The sequence below is a fragment of the Streptoalloteichus hindustanus genome (assembly GCF_900129375.1).
Lineage (GTDB): Bacteria > Actinomycetota > Actinomycetes > Mycobacteriales > Pseudonocardiaceae > Streptoalloteichus > Streptoalloteichus hindustanus.
The window spans coordinates 607,326-623,990 of record NZ_FQVN01000005.1 but is presented as its reverse complement, the minus strand read 5'-3'; the positions used below and the strand labels follow the sequence as shown (position 1 = coordinate 623,990).

14 protein-coding genes are annotated in these 16,665 nt (G+C 72.4%); 7 read left to right on the top strand and 7 right to left on the bottom strand.

Annotated features, from left to right (window positions below; genetic code table 11):
* Nucleotides 1-190 precede the first annotated feature (190 nt).
* Nucleotides 191-1,600, bottom strand: coding sequence for an MFS transporter (locus BUE43_RS18640; RefSeq protein ID WP_073485026.1), 1,410 nt, complete (start codon nt 1,598-1,600; stop codon nt 191-193).
* Between the two features lie 26 nt (nt 1,601-1,626).
* Between BUE43_RS18640 and BUE43_RS18635 the strand changes: the two genes are divergently transcribed.
* Both BUE43_RS18635 and BUE43_RS18630 read left to right on the top strand, forming a co-directional pair.
* The gene (locus BUE43_RS18635; protein WP_073484835.1) at nt 1,627-2,142 is read left to right on the top strand and encodes a CGNR zinc finger domain-containing protein; all 516 of its coding nucleotides are present in this window, start codon (nt 1,627-1,629) and stop codon (nt 2,140-2,142) included.
* 271 nt (nt 2,143-2,413) lie between these two features.
* Nucleotides 2,414-2,890, top strand: coding sequence for a hypothetical protein (locus BUE43_RS18630; protein ID WP_143174238.1), 477 nt, complete (start codon nt 2,414-2,416; stop codon nt 2,888-2,890).
* A gap of 153 nt (nt 2,891-3,043) precedes the next feature.
* Here the strand turns inward: BUE43_RS18630 and BUE43_RS18625 are convergent, their stop codons facing one another.
* Nucleotides 3,044-4,270 (bottom strand): MFS transporter, encoded by a 1,227-nt coding sequence (locus BUE43_RS18625; RefSeq protein ID WP_143174237.1) that lies wholly within the window; start codon nt 4,268-4,270, stop codon nt 3,044-3,046.
* Between the two features lie 174 nt (nt 4,271-4,444).
* Entirely contained in the window at nt 4,445-5,188 is a 744-nt protein-coding gene (locus tag BUE43_RS18620) for a TetR/AcrR family transcriptional regulator (RefSeq protein ID WP_073484830.1), read from the bottom strand.
* Between the two features lie 183 nt (nt 5,189-5,371).
* Between BUE43_RS18620 and BUE43_RS18615 the strand changes: the two genes are divergently transcribed.
* Complete coding sequence (locus tag BUE43_RS18615) at nt 5,372-6,766, top strand: serine hydrolase domain-containing protein (protein ID WP_073484827.1); 1,395 nt, start codon at nt 5,372-5,374, stop codon at nt 6,764-6,766.
* Between the two features lie 70 nt (nt 6,767-6,836).
* On the opposite strand, the gene BUE43_RS18610 is transcribed toward BUE43_RS18615, so the two are convergent.
* The gene (locus BUE43_RS18610) at nt 6,837-7,349 is read right to left on the bottom strand and encodes a MarR family winged helix-turn-helix transcriptional regulator (protein ID WP_083959799.1); all 513 of its coding nucleotides are present in this window, start codon (nt 7,347-7,349) and stop codon (nt 6,837-6,839) included.
* A 78-nt stretch (nt 7,350-7,427) separates the two neighbouring features.
* On the opposite strand from BUE43_RS18610, the gene BUE43_RS18605 reads away from it, so the two are divergent.
* Entirely contained in the window at nt 7,428-8,687 is a 1,260-nt protein-coding gene (locus BUE43_RS18605) for a multidrug effflux MFS transporter (RefSeq protein ID WP_200797572.1), read from the top strand.
* A gap of 64 nt (nt 8,688-8,751) precedes the next feature.
* Here BUE43_RS18605 and BUE43_RS18600 read toward each other — a convergent pair whose 3' ends face one another.
* Complete coding sequence (locus BUE43_RS18600; RefSeq protein WP_073484825.1) at nt 8,752-9,324, bottom strand: hemerythrin domain-containing protein; 573 nt, start codon at nt 9,322-9,324, stop codon at nt 8,752-8,754.
* Between the two features lie 374 nt (nt 9,325-9,698).
* Entirely contained in the window at nt 9,699-10,070 is a 372-nt protein-coding gene (locus BUE43_RS18595; protein ID WP_234995788.1) for a winged helix-turn-helix transcriptional regulator, read from the bottom strand.
* A gap of 106 nt (nt 10,071-10,176) precedes the next feature.
* Here BUE43_RS18595 and BUE43_RS18590 point away from each other — a divergent pair, with 106 nt between their 5' ends.
* Nucleotides 10,177-10,815: an NAD(P)-dependent oxidoreductase gene (locus BUE43_RS18590; protein WP_073484821.1), complete on the top strand. Its 639-nt coding sequence runs from the start codon at nt 10,177-10,179 to the stop codon at nt 10,813-10,815.
* 77 nt (nt 10,816-10,892) lie between these two features.
* Here the strand turns inward: BUE43_RS18590 and BUE43_RS18585 are convergent, their stop codons facing one another.
* Entirely contained in the window at nt 10,893-14,654 is a 3,762-nt protein-coding gene (locus BUE43_RS18585; protein ID WP_143174236.1) for a S8 family peptidase, read from the bottom strand.
* Nucleotides 14,655-14,850: 196 nt separating this feature from the next.
* Here BUE43_RS18585 and BUE43_RS18580 point away from each other — a divergent pair, with 196 nt between their 5' ends.
* Together BUE43_RS18580 and BUE43_RS18575 are read left to right on the top strand one after the other, a co-directional pair.
* The gene (locus tag BUE43_RS18580; RefSeq protein WP_073484816.1) at nt 14,851-15,720 is read left to right on the top strand and encodes a GNAT family N-acetyltransferase; all 870 of its coding nucleotides are present in this window, start codon (nt 14,851-14,853) and stop codon (nt 15,718-15,720) included.
* A 95-nt stretch (nt 15,721-15,815) separates the two neighbouring features.
* On the top strand, nt 15,816-16,640 hold the full coding sequence (locus tag BUE43_RS18575; RefSeq protein WP_073484813.1) for a MerR family transcriptional regulator: 825 nt from the start codon (nt 15,816-15,818) through the stop codon (nt 16,638-16,640).
* The last annotated feature ends 25 nt before the right edge of the window (nt 16,641-16,665 follow it).

The window sequence follows — 16,665 nt, the reverse complement described above, 5'->3', positions numbered from 1 at the left end:
CGCGCCGGCGTGGGGAATGTCCTCCAGCGCAGCCTGTTCGTCGGCGCGCCTGCGGCGCGGGTGGCGGAAACGACGCGCTTGCCCCGCGATCACCGGATGCGGCGTGCCCACGGCTCGTTGGCCAGGGCCTCCCCACGCACCTCGTGGCCTTGGGAAAGCCTTGCGGCACAAGCAAAGCTGGCGCTCCAGCTCATTCTGAGCTGGCGACTTGGCGTTGGTGGCCGCGGAGCAGTCCCGCGGCCAGTGCTCCGCCCAGCACGGCCAGCACGGCACAGCACAGCATCACGTCGACCACGCCGCCGGTCGTGTCCGGCCCGTGGGCGCGGTAGATCGTGCCGCACAGGGCGATGCCCAGCGCCAGGCCGAGCTGTCGGGAGCTGTTGGCCGCCGCGCCCGCCGTGCCGCCGTAAGAGGCCGGCACCGCCGCGATGGCCACCGCGGGGAACACCGGCGACACCATGCCCGCCCCGAAACCGGTGACCACCAGCATGGGCACCAGCGCCGTCCACTGTGGACTGATCAGCACGGCGGCCGCCGCGGCGCAGCCCAGTCCGATGAGGACGGTCGCGCCGCCCAGCACCAGGCTCGGCGCCGGGCCGTGCAGCCGGTCGCTGATGAGCGCGGACACCAGGAAGAACACGACGACCTGCACCGCGAGCACCAACGAGGTGTTGAGCGCGCCGAGCCCGGTGTTCTCCTGCAACCACAGGGAAAGCACCGGCAGCGCGCCGAAACCGGAGAAGTAGTAGCTGAAGGCGACGACCAGCACGCCGACGAACGCGCGGGTGCCGAACAGCGCCGGTGGAACCATCGGGGCCGGGCTGCGGCGTTCGGCGACGACGAACGCCACCGCGGCCAGGACGGTGACCGCCGCGCCGACCACTGTGCCCCGCGCGCTCCAACCGTGGTCGCCGCCGTTGATGACGGTGTAGGTCAGGGCCGTGGCGGCCAGGGTGAAGGTGACGATGCCGGGGAGGTCGACGCGGTTCCCGGCGCGGTCGCTCTCGGTCAGCGAGGTGACGCCGAGAACGACGGCCACCGCGCAGAGCGGCAGCGAGCCGAGGAAGATCCAGCGCCAGCCGAGCAGTTCGGCGAGCACCCCGCCGGCGACCGTGCCGACGGCGCCCGCCGCACCGGCGACCGTGCCCCAGACCGCGAAGGCCCTGGCCCGCGCCGGCCCCCGGTAGGTCAGGCCGACCAGGGGCAGGATCGTGGCGAACATCGCCGCGCCCGCGATCCCCTGCGCCGCACGGGCGGCGATCAGCACGGAGACAGAGCCCGCCAGCCCACACCCGAGCGTGGCCAGCCCGAAGGCGACCAGCCCGACGAGGTAGACCCGCCGGCGGCCCAGGTTGTCGCTCAGCGAGCCCATGCCGAGCAGCAGCCCGGCCAGCGCCACGGTGAAGACGTCCACGACCCACTGGAGGGCGCCGAATCCGCCGCCGAGGTCCGCGCCGATCCTGGGCAGCGCGACGGTGACGATCGTGGTGTAGACGACGAGCAGGAAGGTGCCGAGGCAGGCGGCGACCAGGGGGCGCCACGAGACGGGCGCCGGCGGCGCGGCCCCGGCCTCCGGCCGGTGGTCGAGTGGGGCGGACATGACCAGCACGATGATGTAATGGCCTTGTGCGGGAGAACCATTACTACGGCGAGATCCTCCGCCTCGTGACCGACTTCACCAACGCGCCGCTGGTCGACCTCGACGACCTGCGGGACCGCGTCGCCCGCACCTGCCTGGGCCGCACCACGCCGGCGAAACCTGCCGACCTGGCCGAGACCCGCCAGCTCGTCGCGCACTGGACCCGGATCGTGGACGCCGACAGCGAGCGGCACCGCGTCGACCTGCTCAACGGCCTGCTCGCCGAGGCCGCCGCCTACCCCCGCATCACCGACCACGACGACAGCGGATGGCACCTGCACTACCGCGACGACGGCGTGCCGCTGGCCGCCGTGCTCCGCGCCGTGGTCGCCGTCGCCGCCGCGCAGCACCTCACCGAGCTGGGCATGCACCGGCTCGGCCGCTGCGCGCTCGCCGAGTGCCGGTTCGCCTTCGTCGACTTCAGTCGCGGCGGCCGGCAGCGCTACTGCTCCCGCGTGTGCGCCAACCGGGACGCGGTGCGCCGCCACCGTCAGTCCCGGTAGCTCTGGCGGCCCCCGGTCGGCTCGGGCGGTCCAGCCCGTCCACGGGTCCACGTCGCCTTCCGCGATCTTCCCAGCGGCGGGGATCACTACCCCTCATTGCTCAACTGAGCTATATTTTGCTCACTCAAGCAGACCGGAAAGCTCCGGGCAGCCGGACGCCCGAGAGGATTTCCCGTTCCTCGTCGGGGGGCGCGGCACGCTACTCCGCCCCGACTTCCTCCGTCGCCGCGGAACCAGTCCGGCCATTCAACCACCCCGAGGGAGTCACCTCTTGCCCGCCAGCCTGTCCACCACCCCGCCCTCTTCCGCCCCGGAAAACGTGCTGCGGCCGGTCATTCGGCTGCTCTACGTCAACCTGGCGTTCAGCGTGGCGCTCGCGGCGCTGACCTTCGTGTTCGACAAGGCCATTCTCGACTACCAGGTCGGGGCGCTGGCCGGCGGCGACGCCGGCGCGCGCGACGCGCTGGAGGGCCTGCTCTGGCTCCGCCCGATCTCGGTGCTGGTCATCGGGTTCGTCTACCTCCGCCTGGCCAAGCGACTCCACCTGCGACGACGTCGCACCTACGTCCGGGTGCTGCTCATCGCCGTGCTCGGCTGCGCCGGCCAGGTCTACCTGGTGGTCAGCGCGCAGTTCCCGTTGTGGATGCGGATCGGCCAGCTCGCGCAGGCCGCCGTCCTGCTGGCGCTCCTGTTCGCCGTCACGCGTCCCGCCGTCCGTTCCCTCTTCGCGAAGAACGCATCCCGCTGAACGCGCCCCCACCGTCGGTTCCCCGGTGCCGAAATGTGTCGGCGCCGGGGAACGACATCTACGGCGGGACAGGCTGTCCTAATTGACTGGAAAAACCCGAAAACGGAGTTCGCCGACTGTTCCGCATTCCCACCGGTACGTCCGCGACGCTTTCTACGCCTCGGACGTGGTCGGGGTCGCGCGGCGGGACGCGGTGTAGGCGGCCAGGGGCACGGAGAGAAGGGCGACGAGAGCGCCGATCCAGGTCAGGTCGGCCAGGGACGAACCGGCGTCGAGCGCCGCGCCGCCGAGCTTCGAGCCGCCCGCGATGCCCAGGTTGATCGCGGAGGCGGCGACCGCGGTCACCAGGGTCGGCGCGGCGGGAGCCGCCGCGAGCGCCCTGTCCTGGAGCAGGGGCGGCACGGCCGACAGGACGGCGCCGAGCACGAACATCGTGACGGCGGAGGCCCACTGGACGTGGACGGTGAACGCGAAGACGCCGAGCACGGCCGCGAGTCCGGCCAGCGCCGCGCACAGCGAGGGCCACGGGGCCGAGTCGGCCAGTCGGCCTCCCACCGCGTTGCCGACCAGCGCGCCCACTCCGAACACGACCAGCAACGTGGCGACCACCGACGCCGAGAAACCGCTGACGTCGCCGAGCAGCGGGGCGATGTAGGTGTAGAGGGTGTAGAACCCGGCGAACGACACGACGGCGACCGCGAGCACGCCGGCGACCCGGCGGTCGAGCAGCGCGCGCACCTCGGCGCGGACCCCGGACGGGGCGTCCGATGTGGACGGTGGGATGAGGGTCGCGATGCCGGCCAGCGCCAGGGCGCTGAGCACCGAGATGCCCCAGAAGGTCGTGCGCCACCCGAAGTGGTCGCCGACCCAGGTGCCCAGCGGAGCGCCGAGCACCGTGGCCAGGTTCCAGCCCGTGGAGACCACGGCGATCGCCCGGCCCCGACTGGTCGCGGGCGACATCGACACCGCGATCACCACGGCCACCGCGAAGGACGTGCTGTGGGTCAGCGCCGTGACCACGCGGGCCGCGACCAGGGTCGCGAACCCGCCGGCCACCGCCGCCACCACGTTGCTCGCGACGAACACCGCCACCAGCGAGAGGAGCGCCGTCCGGCGGGGAACCCGCAGCATCAGGACGGTGACCAGCGGCCCGGCGACGGTGACGACCAGCGCGTACCAGGTCACCAACGAGCCGACCACGGGGATCGGCTGGTGGAGGTCCGCGGACAGCCCGGGCAGGAGTCCGACCATCACCCACTCCGCCGTGCCGACGACGAACACGCAGGCCGTGAGGAGTGCCAGGGCGACTCGTCTCCGCGCGGGCGAGGGCAGGTGAGGAGGAACGGTGGGAGAGGGGGAGATCGCACTGTTCGCTACCACACGGCGACGCTAAAGTCTCACACCAATGTGAAAGTCAAACGTTCCGTGACGTGAACCACACCGCCGATCTCGCCGGCCACATTCGTCCACTGTGGACAGTTACGGCCCGGAGCCCCGGCGGAGAACCAGCGGGCGGTCTCCCCGGGGCACCCGGTCGTTCCGGGACGGAAACCCTCACCCACCGGCGGATTCGACCCGCGCGAGGCGCGCCGACAGGCCGTCGAGGAGCCGTTCCAGTCCATAGTGGAACTTCTCGTCGCGGGCCTGCCGGGGGTGCTGGGCCTGCTGGCTCACGAACTGCTCGTGCAGGCGCTCGTACGGCTGCGCGGCCCGCTCCGCGGTGGGCCGCAGGTTCTCTTGCCACTCCTGCTCGTCCTGACCGCTGCGGGCGACCATCGCCAGCCACGCCGCCTCGCTGATCCCCATCCCGATGACGTACGCGAAGACCGAGCTGAGCGCCTGGTCCGCCTCCGCCAGCGGGAAACCGGCCGCCTCGAACAGGGCGAGCATGCGGTCGTTGAGGCGCATCACGTGGGGGCCGAGGTAGGACAGCCCGACCTGGCCGAGCACCGAGGCGGTCCAGGGGTGGCGCAGGATCATCGCCCGCACGCTGTGGGCGCAGGTGGCCACCGCCTCGCGCCAGCCCTCCCCGCCGGCGGCCTCCGGCACCTCGATCTCGCCGTACACCTCGTCCACGACCAGCTCGATCAGCTCGTCCCGGTTGGCCACGTGCCGGTAGAGCGAGGTCGCGCCGGCGTTGAGCCGGGCGCCGAGGCGACGCATGCTCAGCGCCTCGACGCCCTCGGCGTCCAGCAGCCGCACGGCCTCGGCCACGATCTGCCCCCTGCTCAACGCCGGCTGCTCCCGCTCGCGGTTCTGCCTGGTCCACACCGACGGGATCGGCTGCTTCGACGTCATGAGTGTTCTCCTCTCGGTTCGCGCACATCGTATGCCCTTGCGTACGCCGATCCGCTGTGCGTACAGTGTGCGCAGACCGGAACGGCGTACGCAGCGAGCTGGTCCGACGCCACGCCCGCCGCCGATCCCCCCGCCCCCCCCCCGCCCGCCGGGGCCGAAGACGCGAACACCCGAGGAGAAGACATGTCGAGCAATGCCCGTGGCCTGGACGTCGCCCGTTGGCAGGCGCGGTTGGACGAGCTGCGCGCCGCCCACCACGTCCCGGCCGCGTCCCTGGCCGTGCTGGTCGACGGGGAGGTCCACGAGCTGGCCAGCGGTGTGCTGCACCGGGGAACCGGGGTGGCGGCCACGCCCGACTCGCTGTTCCTGACCGGCTCGATCGCGAAGATGTACACCGCGACGCTGGTCATGCGGCTGGTCGATGACGGCGAGCTCGAACTGGACACCCCGGTGGTGGACGTGCTGCCCGAGTTCGCCACCCCCGACCCCGAGGCCACGAAGAAGATCACGATCAGGCAGCTGCTCAGCCACACCGGCGGCGTGACCAACGACTTCACCTACGACTCCGGCCGCGGCGACGACTGCCTGGCCCGCTACGTCGAGGCGGCCAGGGACGTGCCGCTGGACTGCCAGCCCGGCACCGCCGTCTCCTACGGCAGCCTCGGCTACGTGGTGCTGGGCCGCGTGATCGAGGTGCTGACCGGCCAGACCTGGGACGAGGCGCTGCGCACCCGGCTGTTCGCCCCGCTCGGGCTCGGCCACTCGGTGACCCTGCCGGAGGAGGCGCTGCGGTTCCGGGTGGCGATGAGCCACCTCGGCGAGCCGGGCCAGGACCCCGACCCCGCGCCGGCGTGGGACCTGATGCCGCGCTCGGCCGGCCCCTACGGCCGGATCATCACCACCGCCGGCGACATGGTCCGCTTCGCCCGCATGCACCTCGAAGGCGGTGCCGCGCCCGACGGCACGCGCGTGCTGTCGGCCGAATCCGTCGCCGCCATGCAGCGCCGCGAGGTCGAGGTCCCCGACAAGTGGACCGTCAGCGCGGACGCGTGGGGGCTGGGCTGGAACCTGTACGACTGGGACGGCATCACCGGCTACGGCCACGACGGCGCCGCGATCGGCCAGTACGGCTACCTGCGGGTCGTGCCGTCGGCGGGCGTGATCGCGGTGCTGCTGACCAACGGCGGCAGCGCCCGCAGGCTGTACGCCGAGCTGTTCCGGGAGCTGCTCGGCGAACTGGCCGGCGTCCGCATGCCCGACCGCTTCGAGCCGGCGAACCCGCCGATCTCGGTGGACATGACCCCGCTCCTGGGGACCTACCGGCGGGAGGGCGTGGTCATCACCGTCAGCCGGACGGAGGACGGCGTCGGGCGCATGCGGTACGAGTTCGTCGACGGCATGAAGGACCTCTCCCCGCCGCTGGACATGACCCTGGAGCCGGTGTCGGAGACGGTGTTCGCCGCCTCCGGGGCGGGTCCGTCCTTCAGCGAGGAGTACATGCCGATCGTCTTCGCCACCCTCACCGACGGCTCGCGGTGCGTCTACGTGGGCATGCGCGCCACGCCCAAGGTCGCCTGAGGTCGACGACGATCACGCCCGAGCAACGGCGAGGACGGGATTCCCCAGCGGCAGCAGGGGAATCCCGTCCTCACTGGCTGCGGGCCGCGTTCCGCCGCTCGCGCAACGCCTCGCCCAGGGCGCGCAGCGCGGGCACGGCGGCGTTGAGGTCCGCGCGCTGCTCCGCGGACAGGGTGGCGAGCGCGTCGGCGAAGATCTCCGCCCACGAGTTCTCGACCAGCGCCATGCCGTGCTCGGCGCCCCGGGTCGGGTAGAGCCGCACGGCCCGGCGGTCGTGGGGGTCGGGCTCCCGGTGGATCAGCCCGAGGGCGACCAGCCCGCGCACGGCCGTGCTGACGTTGCTCGTGTGCATGCCCAGCTCGCGGGCGAGCGCGCCGGTCCCGGTCCCCGGCGCGTCGAGCACGAAGCGCAGGACCTCCAGCTCCGAGGGCGGCAGCGGGAGCAGGCCCGCCTCGCGGACCCCGCGCAGGCGCAGGACGCGGGTGAGCGCGTAGAGCGCCGGGGTCAGGTCGCGGGCCTCCCGCAGCAGCCGCGCGCCGTCGGCGCCGTCGGCGGTGACGGATTCGGATTCGGGCTTGGCCATCTCCCGATGGTAGAGGTATTTATAGGTTCATAACTATAGCCAGTGGCGGCGCGCCGCCCTGTCCCCCGGGAGCAGTCCTTGACCACCCCCGTCTCCGCACGCGCCGCCGTCTCGGAGCCCGACACACCCCCCTCACCCCCGGGTCGGCTCACGGCGACCCTCGCGCTGCTGTCGTTCGTGGTCCCGCTGTCGATCGACATGTACCTGCCCGCCTTCCCCGCGATGGCCGGCGAGCTCGGCACGGACGCGGCCGGCGTCCAGCTCACGCTCACGGCCTTCCTGATCGGACTCGCGGTCGGCCAACTGGTGCTCGGCCCGCTCTCCGACCGGTACGGCCGCCGGACGCCGATCCTGGTCGGCACCGCGGTCTGCGCCATGGCCACCGCGCTGTGCGCCGTCGCGCCCTCGCTGGGCACGTTGATCGCCCTGCGGTTCGTCATGGGCTTCAGCGGCGCCGCCGGTGTCGTCGTGGGCCGGGCCGTGGTCACCGACCTCGCCTCCGGCGTGGTCGCCGCGCGGATCTTCGGGGTGCTGATGGCCCTCGGCGGCATCGCGCCCATCGTCGCGCCGCTGGCCGGCGGGGTGATCCTGAGCGGCGACCGCGGCTGGCAGGCGGTCTTCTGGGTGCTGACGGGCATCTCCGCGCTCATGCTCCTGGCGGCGTGGTTCTTCGTCCCGGAGAGCCTGCCCGCCGAACGCCGACAGGCCGGCGGGCTCCGCGGCACGTTCCGGGCGGCGGGCTCGGTCATGACCAACCGCCACTACCTCGGCTACACCCTGGCCTTCTGCCTCGCCACCGGCGCCCTGTTCTGCTACGTCTCGGCCTCGCCCTTCCTGCTGCAGAACGTCCTGGGCTTCTCCGTCGGCCAGGCGTCCATCGCCTTCTCCGCCTGCGCGCTCACCGCGACGCTGTCGAGCGTGGCCGCGGCGCGCCTGGTCGGCCGCTACCGCCCCGCGCTGCTGCTCCGCGTCGGGCTCACCCTGATGGTCGTCGCCAGCGCCGCCGCCCTGGTGATCACCCTCAGCGGGCACCTCAACCGCGTCTGGGCGCTGGGGCTGGTCGCCCTCGCCTTCCTGGGGTTGGGCCAGGTCTTCTCCACCGCCACCGCGCTCGCCCTCGAACGCGTGCCGCACGCGACCGGCACGGGGTCGGCGGTGCTGGGGACCCTCCAGAGCGGACTCGGGGCGCTGGTCGCCCCGCTGATGGGCGCCGCCGGCGAGCACTCGGCCGTGCCCCTGTTCGTCGGGATGACGCTGTGCGCGCTGGCCGCCGTGCTCGCCCTGCTGCTGACCAGGAACGCCGACCGGTCCGGTCCGGCGGTGACGGCCGCCGCGTAGGCGGGAACACGGCGATGTCGGGGACGGATCTCGTTGTCCGTCCCCGACATCCCGGTCGCCGAGCTCAGTCCTCGCGGTGCGACTGGCGCCAGTCACGCACCGCGTCCCGCACGCGGTCGAACACCGCCATCGGAGGTCCGGCCAGGAGATTGGCCATGGCCGACTCCCCGGCGCCCGGATGCGGGCGGGTCGGCGCGGTCGCCTCCGCGGCCCGCACCGCCGTGGCCAGCCGGCGCGACTGGTCCGCGTCGAGGTGCTGCCGCAGGTGGACGAACTCCTCGTTCTCCTCGTGGGTGGCGTGGTCGATGACCGACTGCGCGAAGCGCTCCAGCCTGGTGTCGAACTCGGGGTGGTCGACGCCGAGGTCGTGCAGCTCGGCGAGCACGTGCTTGGCCTCGTCCTCCTCCGCCAGCCGCGCCTCGACCACCTGCTCGCCGTTGTCGATCTTCCGACGCGCGACGGGGTGGACGGTCTCCTCCTCCGCGGTCTCGTGCACCGCCAGCAGGCGGACCAAGTCCTGGAACAGCTCCCGCTTCCGGTCGCCCTGGGCGGTCCTCACCTGGTCGAACAAGCTCCTGATCTGGTTGTGCTGACTGATCAGCAGATCCACCACGTCCTGTTCCCGCTCCTCGGCCATGCGCGTGACCTCCTCCGTCGTGTGCCGGGTTCGGGCTTGCCCCGAACGCCTGGCCCGACCGGACGTCGTCCCGGTCGGGCCTCGGGAGCCCACCAGGTGGATGGTCACGCCGGGGCCGACTCCGCGCCACCGCTGACCACGGGCGCGCCGGGGCGGCGGTAGCCCGGCCGGGGAGCGGACCAGGCGGCGAGCGGCCTTCCCCCAACGCGCTCCGCTGGGCGGAGGACAACTCGGCCTCGGCGTGGGGAGACCGTCGAAACCGAGATCCCGCAGCACCGCGCGATGACCGTCCACAGTGGACCAAGTGGGGGCGGGAGGTTCCTCTCCGCTACGCGGCGCCAGTCCGGCAGCTCAGGGCGCGGTGACGCCGACTGTCAGACGGAGACCCGTTCGTCGTAGGCGCGCCGGGCTTCGAGGATCTCGGGCAGGTTGGTCACCGTCCAGTCGCAGATGGTGTCCATGAACTCCAGGAGCCGACGCCCCAGATCGGTCAACGAGTACACCACCTTCGGCGGGACTCCCGGGTGCGCGGTCCGCCGGACGAGCCCGTCGCGTTCCATGGCGCGCAGGGACTCGGTGAGGACCTTGGGCGTGATGGCGGAGAGCGGAACGCGCAACTCGGAGAAACGACGGTCTCCGTCTCGCAGGCACCGAAGGATCCTGCAGGTCCACTTGTCACCGACCCGGACCGGACCGACGACGTCCTTGCAGTCCCGGAACATGTGCGGGTCGAGCGCGTTACTCACGCCACAGATCGTACGTACTATCGTTGCGGGAACCAGGATGCCGCCCCCTAGCTTCGCCATCGTCGGCCGGGAACAACCGCCGGCCACGACGAACGGAGAAACCAGGGTGAGCAGGATCGTTGTTTTCGGCGCGGGGGGCAGGGCCGGCCGCAGGGCGGTCGCCGAGGCGGCGTCACGCGGGCACCAGGTGACGGCGGTCGTCCGCGACCCCGCCCGACACGCCCACCTCCACCGCGAGAACGTCACCGTGGTCGCCGGTGACGTCACCGACCCGGCCAGCGTCGCCGCCGTGGCCGAGGGGCACGACGCGGCCGTCCAGACCGCCTACCGACCCGACGTGCCGGCGGCGGAGTTCTTCCCGGCGGCGGCCCACGCCCTGCTGACCGGCCTCGCCCGGGCCGGCGTCGGCCGGCTCGTGCTGGTCGGCATCGGCACCCAGCTGGAGGTCTCCCCCGGCGTCCTGGTGCTCGACACCCCCGACGTCTCCGAGGAGGTCCGCGCCTTCTCCCTGTCCCACGTGGCGGAGCTGGAGGTCCTGCGGGCCGCCGACACCGACGTCGACTGGCTGGTGCTCGCTCCGCCGCCGGTGGTGCTGGACGACGAGGCCGAGCGCACCGGCGAGTACCGGATTGGCGGAACCGCCGTGATACCAACGGATTCCTTCTCCTACGCCGACCTGGCCGTCGCGCTGGTCGACGAGATCGAGAGCCCGAAGCACCACCGCGCCCTGGTGGCCGTCGCGTGACGGGAACGGAGTGCGGGGCGGTCCTTCCCGGGAAGGACCGCCCCGCACTCCGGCTCACGCCAGGAGAAGACGACGGCTCAGCCGCCGATCTGGTAGGCGCGGATGATGGTCTGCTCGACGGTGTTGCCGGCCATGTCGGCAGCCTTGGCCCGCAGGGAGGCGAAGCCGCTGGCCGGGTGCTTCACCGTGGCCTTCCACGCGTCGCCGTCACGGGCCACCGCGGCTGGCCGCCACGTGGTCCCGTCGTCGTAGGAGACCTCCAGCTCGAACGCGCGGATGTCCGTCGGGCCGTCCTGCCGGGACACGGTGACCGGGAAGGTGAACTCCCGATCGCCCTGGGTGCGGTTGTGCAGGTCGACCGACGGCGCGTACCGCACGGTGAGCAGCGGCATCGGCGCTCCCGGAGCGCGATTCGGAGTGAAGACCCAGGCCGCACTCACCTTGGTCGAGGTGCGCCACCACGGCTGGTCCCTGGTCATCTCGGTAGCCAGCCGCACCTGACCGCGCGCCTGACGGTCGGAGAGCGGGAACACCGCCCTGCCCGGACGGTTCTGCACACCCACCACCTGGCCCTCGACGGACAGGCTGGTCGATCCCTTGTCGGCGTCCGGATCGGCCGACCGCACGTGGCCGGCGGCATCGGACAACAACGGCACGGTGACGTCGAGCGCCTCGCGATCGCGGAGCCAGACCCAGGGGTGCTCCTCACCTCCCAGCTCACCACCCGTCGTCCCGGACAGAGCCGGACCGACGACCGAGGCGTTCCAGGAGATCCTGGCCGGCTTGCCCCGCTCCAGCCGCTCCCGGTGACGCAGCGTCGACACGATGTCCGGGGGGCCGTAGTCCGCACTGACCCCGATGCGCCACGTTCCAGGGCTGAAGTACTCCACCCGCTCGGCGTGCGGCACAGCGCGCCTCGTCTGGAACGTGCCCAGCAACGTGCCCAGGCCCTCGAAGTACGCGTCGGAGACCGGAGGCTTCTCCGCCGTACCTCCGTGGTACGCCATCGTCACCGCCGCCAGGTCAGCGGTCCTGGCTTGGTGAGCGGGGTTGTTGGGAACCCGACCCGCCTCCGGGTTCACCAGCTCGTACCGGTACTTGCTGGAGCCGCGTGCCGTCAGACTCGCTTCGGCGCCGCCAGCCTTCGCGGCCTCCGAGAACAGCGGCCCGGACGTGTGACTGACTTCCAGGGTCGGTAGTGCGAGCGACTGGCCCTGGGGGCCCGCCGATTCCTGCTGGTTGGTGAGCGCCACCGCCCTTCCCCCACGCGTCTTGATGTCGTTGACCCGGCGGGAGAGTTCCTCGAAGCCGGTGTCGCCGGGGAGATCGAGCACGACGAGCTTGTCCCGAACGTCCACACGGGACAGATCAGCGGGCAGGCCGTGGCCCGCGTGCACCATCGGCCACCGCTGGGTGCCTTCGAGACGGGCGGAGTTCCGAGCCCACCAGCTGTACGCCTCGAAACGCCGCGGTTTCTCGGCGTACAACTCCACCTCGGGATCCTCCAGCCGCGCCGCGCTGGCATAGCTGAAGCTCGGCTCCGACGCCCCTGGCGGGGAGTAGACGTACACCTCGACGAAGCGCGGGTCGTCGCTGAAGATCCAACCCGAACGGGCCTTCTCGTTCTGGCTCATCAGCTGGACAACGTGCCCTCCACCCCGAGCCGCTGGTTGGTCCGTGGTCACCGAGACCTTCTTCGCCTTCCTGGCGTCGAAGGTCACCGTCGAGTCACGGGACAGCCGGAAGCCCGGATGAGCCATCATGTTCTGCACGAGTCGACCACCCGCGCTGGGTGAGGGGAAAACCGCGATGATGTTGTAGCGCCCTGCCGGCAACCGCATCGTCTCACCGGACCACTTCGTGGTTTCGCCCGTGTCCACGTTGAACGCCAGGACATCCGCCCGGCCCGGGACCTTGCCGTCGTGATCGAGCAGCTTGACTGTCACGTCATGGCTCTCGGTCTCGTCGTGAACGCTGATCGGGGTCCGCACGCGGGTCGTCCCGTCGGCCGTGCTCGCGGTCAGCACGCCGCCGTAGAGCCCGGGTTTGCCCGAGCGCGGGGTGAGGGTGAGCGTCACCTTCGCCGTGCCGCCGGCCGGGACGGTCACCGTCTTCGCCGACAGCTTCGCCAGCCTCTCCGACGGCGCCTGGCCCTTGTCATCGGCCAGTTTCAGGTCGAGATCCACCGTCACCGGGGCGGAGCCCGAGTTGTGGTAGGTGATCTCCCGGCGCTGGGCGTCGCGCTCCGGCCACGTCAGGAAGGCGTTCACGCTGCTGGTGGTGGAGCGGATCGGCTGGCTGGTGGCGCGGGCCACGTCGAGCCGACCAGCACCCACCTCCGAGACACCCCGCCGCGCCACCGGGTTGGCCGACCCGACCAGGGCCGCCTTGAGCCCGTCCGCCCTCCAGTCCGGGTGCTGCTGGGCGAGGATCGCCGCCGCGCCGGCCACGTGCGGCGACGCCATCGAGGTGCCGGAGAGCCGCGTGTAGCTCTCCCCCACCGGCTCGCCGACCTGGGTGCCGGCGGCCCTGGCCGCGACGATGTCCGACCCGGGCGCGGCGATCTCCGGTTTCACCGCGTTGTCCCCGAGGCGCGGCCCCCGGTTGGAGAACGGCGACAACTGGTCGCTCTTGTCGACGCTGCCCACCGCCAGCGCCGCGTCCGCGGTCGCCGGCGTCGTCACGCCCCGGGCCATGCCGTCGTTCCCGGCCGCGACCACGAACAGGGCGCCGTACTTCTCGGTCAGGGTGTTGACCATGCGCGAGGCCGGGTCGGTGCCGTCGGTCGGGTAGGCGCCCAGGCTCATGGTGACGACCTTGGCCTTCGCCTCGCCCGCCGCCCACTCCATGGCGGCCAGGATGTCGTCGAGCTGGCCCCTGCCCTGGTCGTCGAGCACCTTGCCGATCGCCAGGCGGGCGTCCGGGGCCACGCCCCGGTACTTCCCGCCGGAGGCCGCGCCCGACCCGGCGATGATGGACGCCACGTGCGTGCCGTGCCCGCGGCCGTCCCGCACGGTGGTTCCGGTGAAGTCCCTGGCCACCGCCACCTTGCCGGCCAGGTCGGGGTGTGCGGTGTCGTAGCCGCTGTCCAGCACGGCGACCGTGACGTCCTTGCCGGTCAGCCCCGACTTCCACGCGGTCGGCGCGCCGACCTGCGCGGCGCTGGCGTCCAGCGACGCGCGGAACCGGGCGTTGAGCCAGATCTTGCGCGGCCCGCCGGTCAGGGTCGTCGCCTCGGACCGTTTCTCGGACCTCTTCTCGGCCCGGTTCCCGGTCAGGCCGCGGAAGAAGTCGCCCGCGTTCTCCTTGGCCTCGGCCACCGCGGCGAACCGGGCGGACGGCAGGGTCCGCTCCACCTTCGCGGCCCGCTTGGCCGGCTCCGGCAGGACCGCGTCGGCGGCCGCCCTGTCCTCGGCGTACTCCACGAGCAGCGGCACCGTGTCGCTGCGGGCGTCGTCGTACTCCTGCCGGATCAGACCGGTGATGTTGAACAGCTCCTGGTCGATCACCCCGGACGCCACCAGGGGCTCGGCGCTGTTCGGAATGACGTACCAGTCGGTCCGGTCGCCCTGTTTCCGGGTGAACTGCGCGTACCCCACCGGGCTCCCGAACTCGGCCGGCTCGACGCCGAACGTCCAGCCGCCCCGGCCGTCGTCCTGCGCCCGCACCACGTCACCGGTGACGAGGGTGATCTTGTGGGTTGTCGCGCCCGCGACGCTTCCGGCTGGTCCGGCCGGCGCGGGTCCCGCCGCGCCGGCCGGGCCGGCGCCGGCGACAACAGTGCTGGTGGCGGCGGCCAGGGCCAGCACTGTCGCCCATAAACGGGATTGTCGTGTCACGTGCTCTCCTCGCGTCAGCGACTCGGGTCGTCCGTCCGTGGCGACCCCGGGCACGGCGCCGTGCCCACCGCTGATTGCCTGAAGATCACTTCCGCGTTCACCACGACGACGAACAGGTGACGCGAAAGGGGATTGGCGCTCCCCGGCGCGCACCTGATCATCGGGTCGAACGGGCGCGGACGGGGAGGGGAACAGCGTGATCACCAGACGCGACGGCGGGGGCTCCGACGGGGGCTGTCTCCAGGCGCTGGCGCGTCGGGTGTGGACGCCGGACCGGCGGTTCCACGTCGGCGACATCGCCTGGGGCTGGCACTCGATCCCCGGTGCGGCGGCGGCGTTCCGCACGTCGTTCTGGGCGGACGGCGACGAGGTGCTCGCCTGGGCCTGGGTGGAGCTGCCCGGCCACCTGGAACTGCTGGTGGACCCGGCGGTGACCGCTCTGCTGCCGGAAATCCTGGACTGGTTCGAGTCCGTGGCGCCAGGACCGGAGCGGACGTGCCTGGTGATGGAGGGCGACAGCGCCGAGCGCGCGGCGCTGGAGCGACGCGGCTACCGGCCCCGGGAGGACGGGCCGTTCTTCCGGCGCCACGTCCACGACCTCGCCGATCTCCCCCGGGTGTCGCTGCCGGAGGGATTCGCGATCACCCAGGTCGGCGGGGCGGACGCCGAGCGGCGGGCCGCCGCCCACCGGGCCGGCTGGTCCGACTTCGGCTCGCGCGTCACCGCCGACAGCTACCGGCGGGTCATGGCCACCCACCCCTACCAGGAGCGGACCGACCTCGTCGTCGTCTCCCCGGACGGCGAGTGGGTGGCCTCCGCGCTGGGCTGGCACGACGACGTCAACCGGGTCGGGCTGGTCGAGCCCGTCTCCTGCGCTCCGGCCTTCCGGGGCCGGGGCCTGGCCCGCGCGGTCAACACCGCGCTGCTGCACGTCTTCCGGGACCTCGGCGCCACGAGCTCGGTCATCCTGCCCCGGGGCGACGACGCCTACCCCGCGCCGGGTCGGCTGTACCGGTCCATCGGCTACCGGCCGGGGGCGCGCACGCTGCTGTACGCCCGGCCCTGACACTGGTCAGCGCGGCCGGATCCGGGGCCGAAGCCGCGAGGGACGGCGCGGGGCTTGACCCTGCCACCGTGTGAGGCCCTGGACTGGGAGGCGTCATGTTCACGATCGGAGATTTCGCCAAACACGGACGCGTGTCGGTCCGCATGCTGCGGCACTACGACGCCCTCGGCTTGCTGCGTCCCGCCCACGTCGACCCGTCCAGCGGTTACCGCTTCTACGAGGCGGCCCAACTGGCCCGGCTCAACCGCGTGATCGCGTTGAAGGATCTCGGTTTCACCCTCCAGCAGGTGCGGTCGATCCTCGACGAGCGTGTCAGCGTCGAGGAGCTGCGCGGGATGCTGCGGCTGCGGCAGGCGGAGCTGGCGGCGTCGATGGCCGCGGCGGCGGCCCGGCTCACCAGCGTGGAGGCGAGGCTCCGGACGATCGAGAGCGAGGGTCGCATGCCCCACGACGACGTCGTGCTCAAGCGCGTTCCGCCGGTCCGGGTGGCCGAGCTGACCGGCACGGCCGCCAGCTACGCCCCCGGGGACATCGGGCCGGTCATCCAGCCCCTCTACGACGAGCTGCACCAGCGGCTGGAGCTCGCGGGGGTCGTCCCCACCGGTCCCGCGATCTCCTACTACGAGGACGCGCCGCGGGGCGAGGGCGCGGTCCTCGTCCACGCCAGCGTGCCGGTCGCCGCCGACGTGCGCGGCGGCGCGGACTTCTCGGTCGTCGAGCTGCCGGGCATCGAGCAGGCCGCCACCGTGGTGCACCGCGGCTCGATGGACGACGTGGTGGGCACGGCCCAGACCCTCGCGCACTGGATCGACGCCCACGGCTACCGCTCCACCGGCTACGCCCGGGAGCTCACCCTGGACTGCGCGGGCGGCCCCGAGGAGTGGGTGACCGAGCTCCAGGAACCCGTCGCGCGCGCCTGATCCGCACCGAGGCGCGGCAGGCGGA

Coding starts and splice junctions, on each gene's coding strand:
- BUE43_RS18640 (WP_073485026.1), bottom strand. CDS start 1,600: ATGTCCGCCCCACTCGACCACCGGCCGGAGGCCGGGGCCGCGCCGCCG.
- BUE43_RS18620 (WP_073484830.1), bottom strand. CDS start 5,188: ATGACGTCGAAGCAGCCGATCCCGTCGGTGTGGACCAGGCAGAACCGC.
- BUE43_RS18615 (WP_073484827.1), top strand. CDS start 5,372: ATGTCGAGCAATGCCCGTGGCCTGGACGTCGCCCGTTGGCAGGCGCGG.
- BUE43_RS18610 (WP_083959799.1), bottom strand. CDS start 7,349: ATGGCCAAGCCCGAATCCGAATCCGTCACCGCCGACGGCGCCGACGGC.
- BUE43_RS18600 (WP_073484825.1), bottom strand. CDS start 9,324: ATGGCCGAGGAGCGGGAACAGGACGTGGTGGATCTGCTGATCAGTCAG.
- BUE43_RS18575 (WP_073484813.1), top strand. CDS start 15,816: ATGTTCACGATCGGAGATTTCGCCAAACACGGACGCGTGTCGGTCCGC.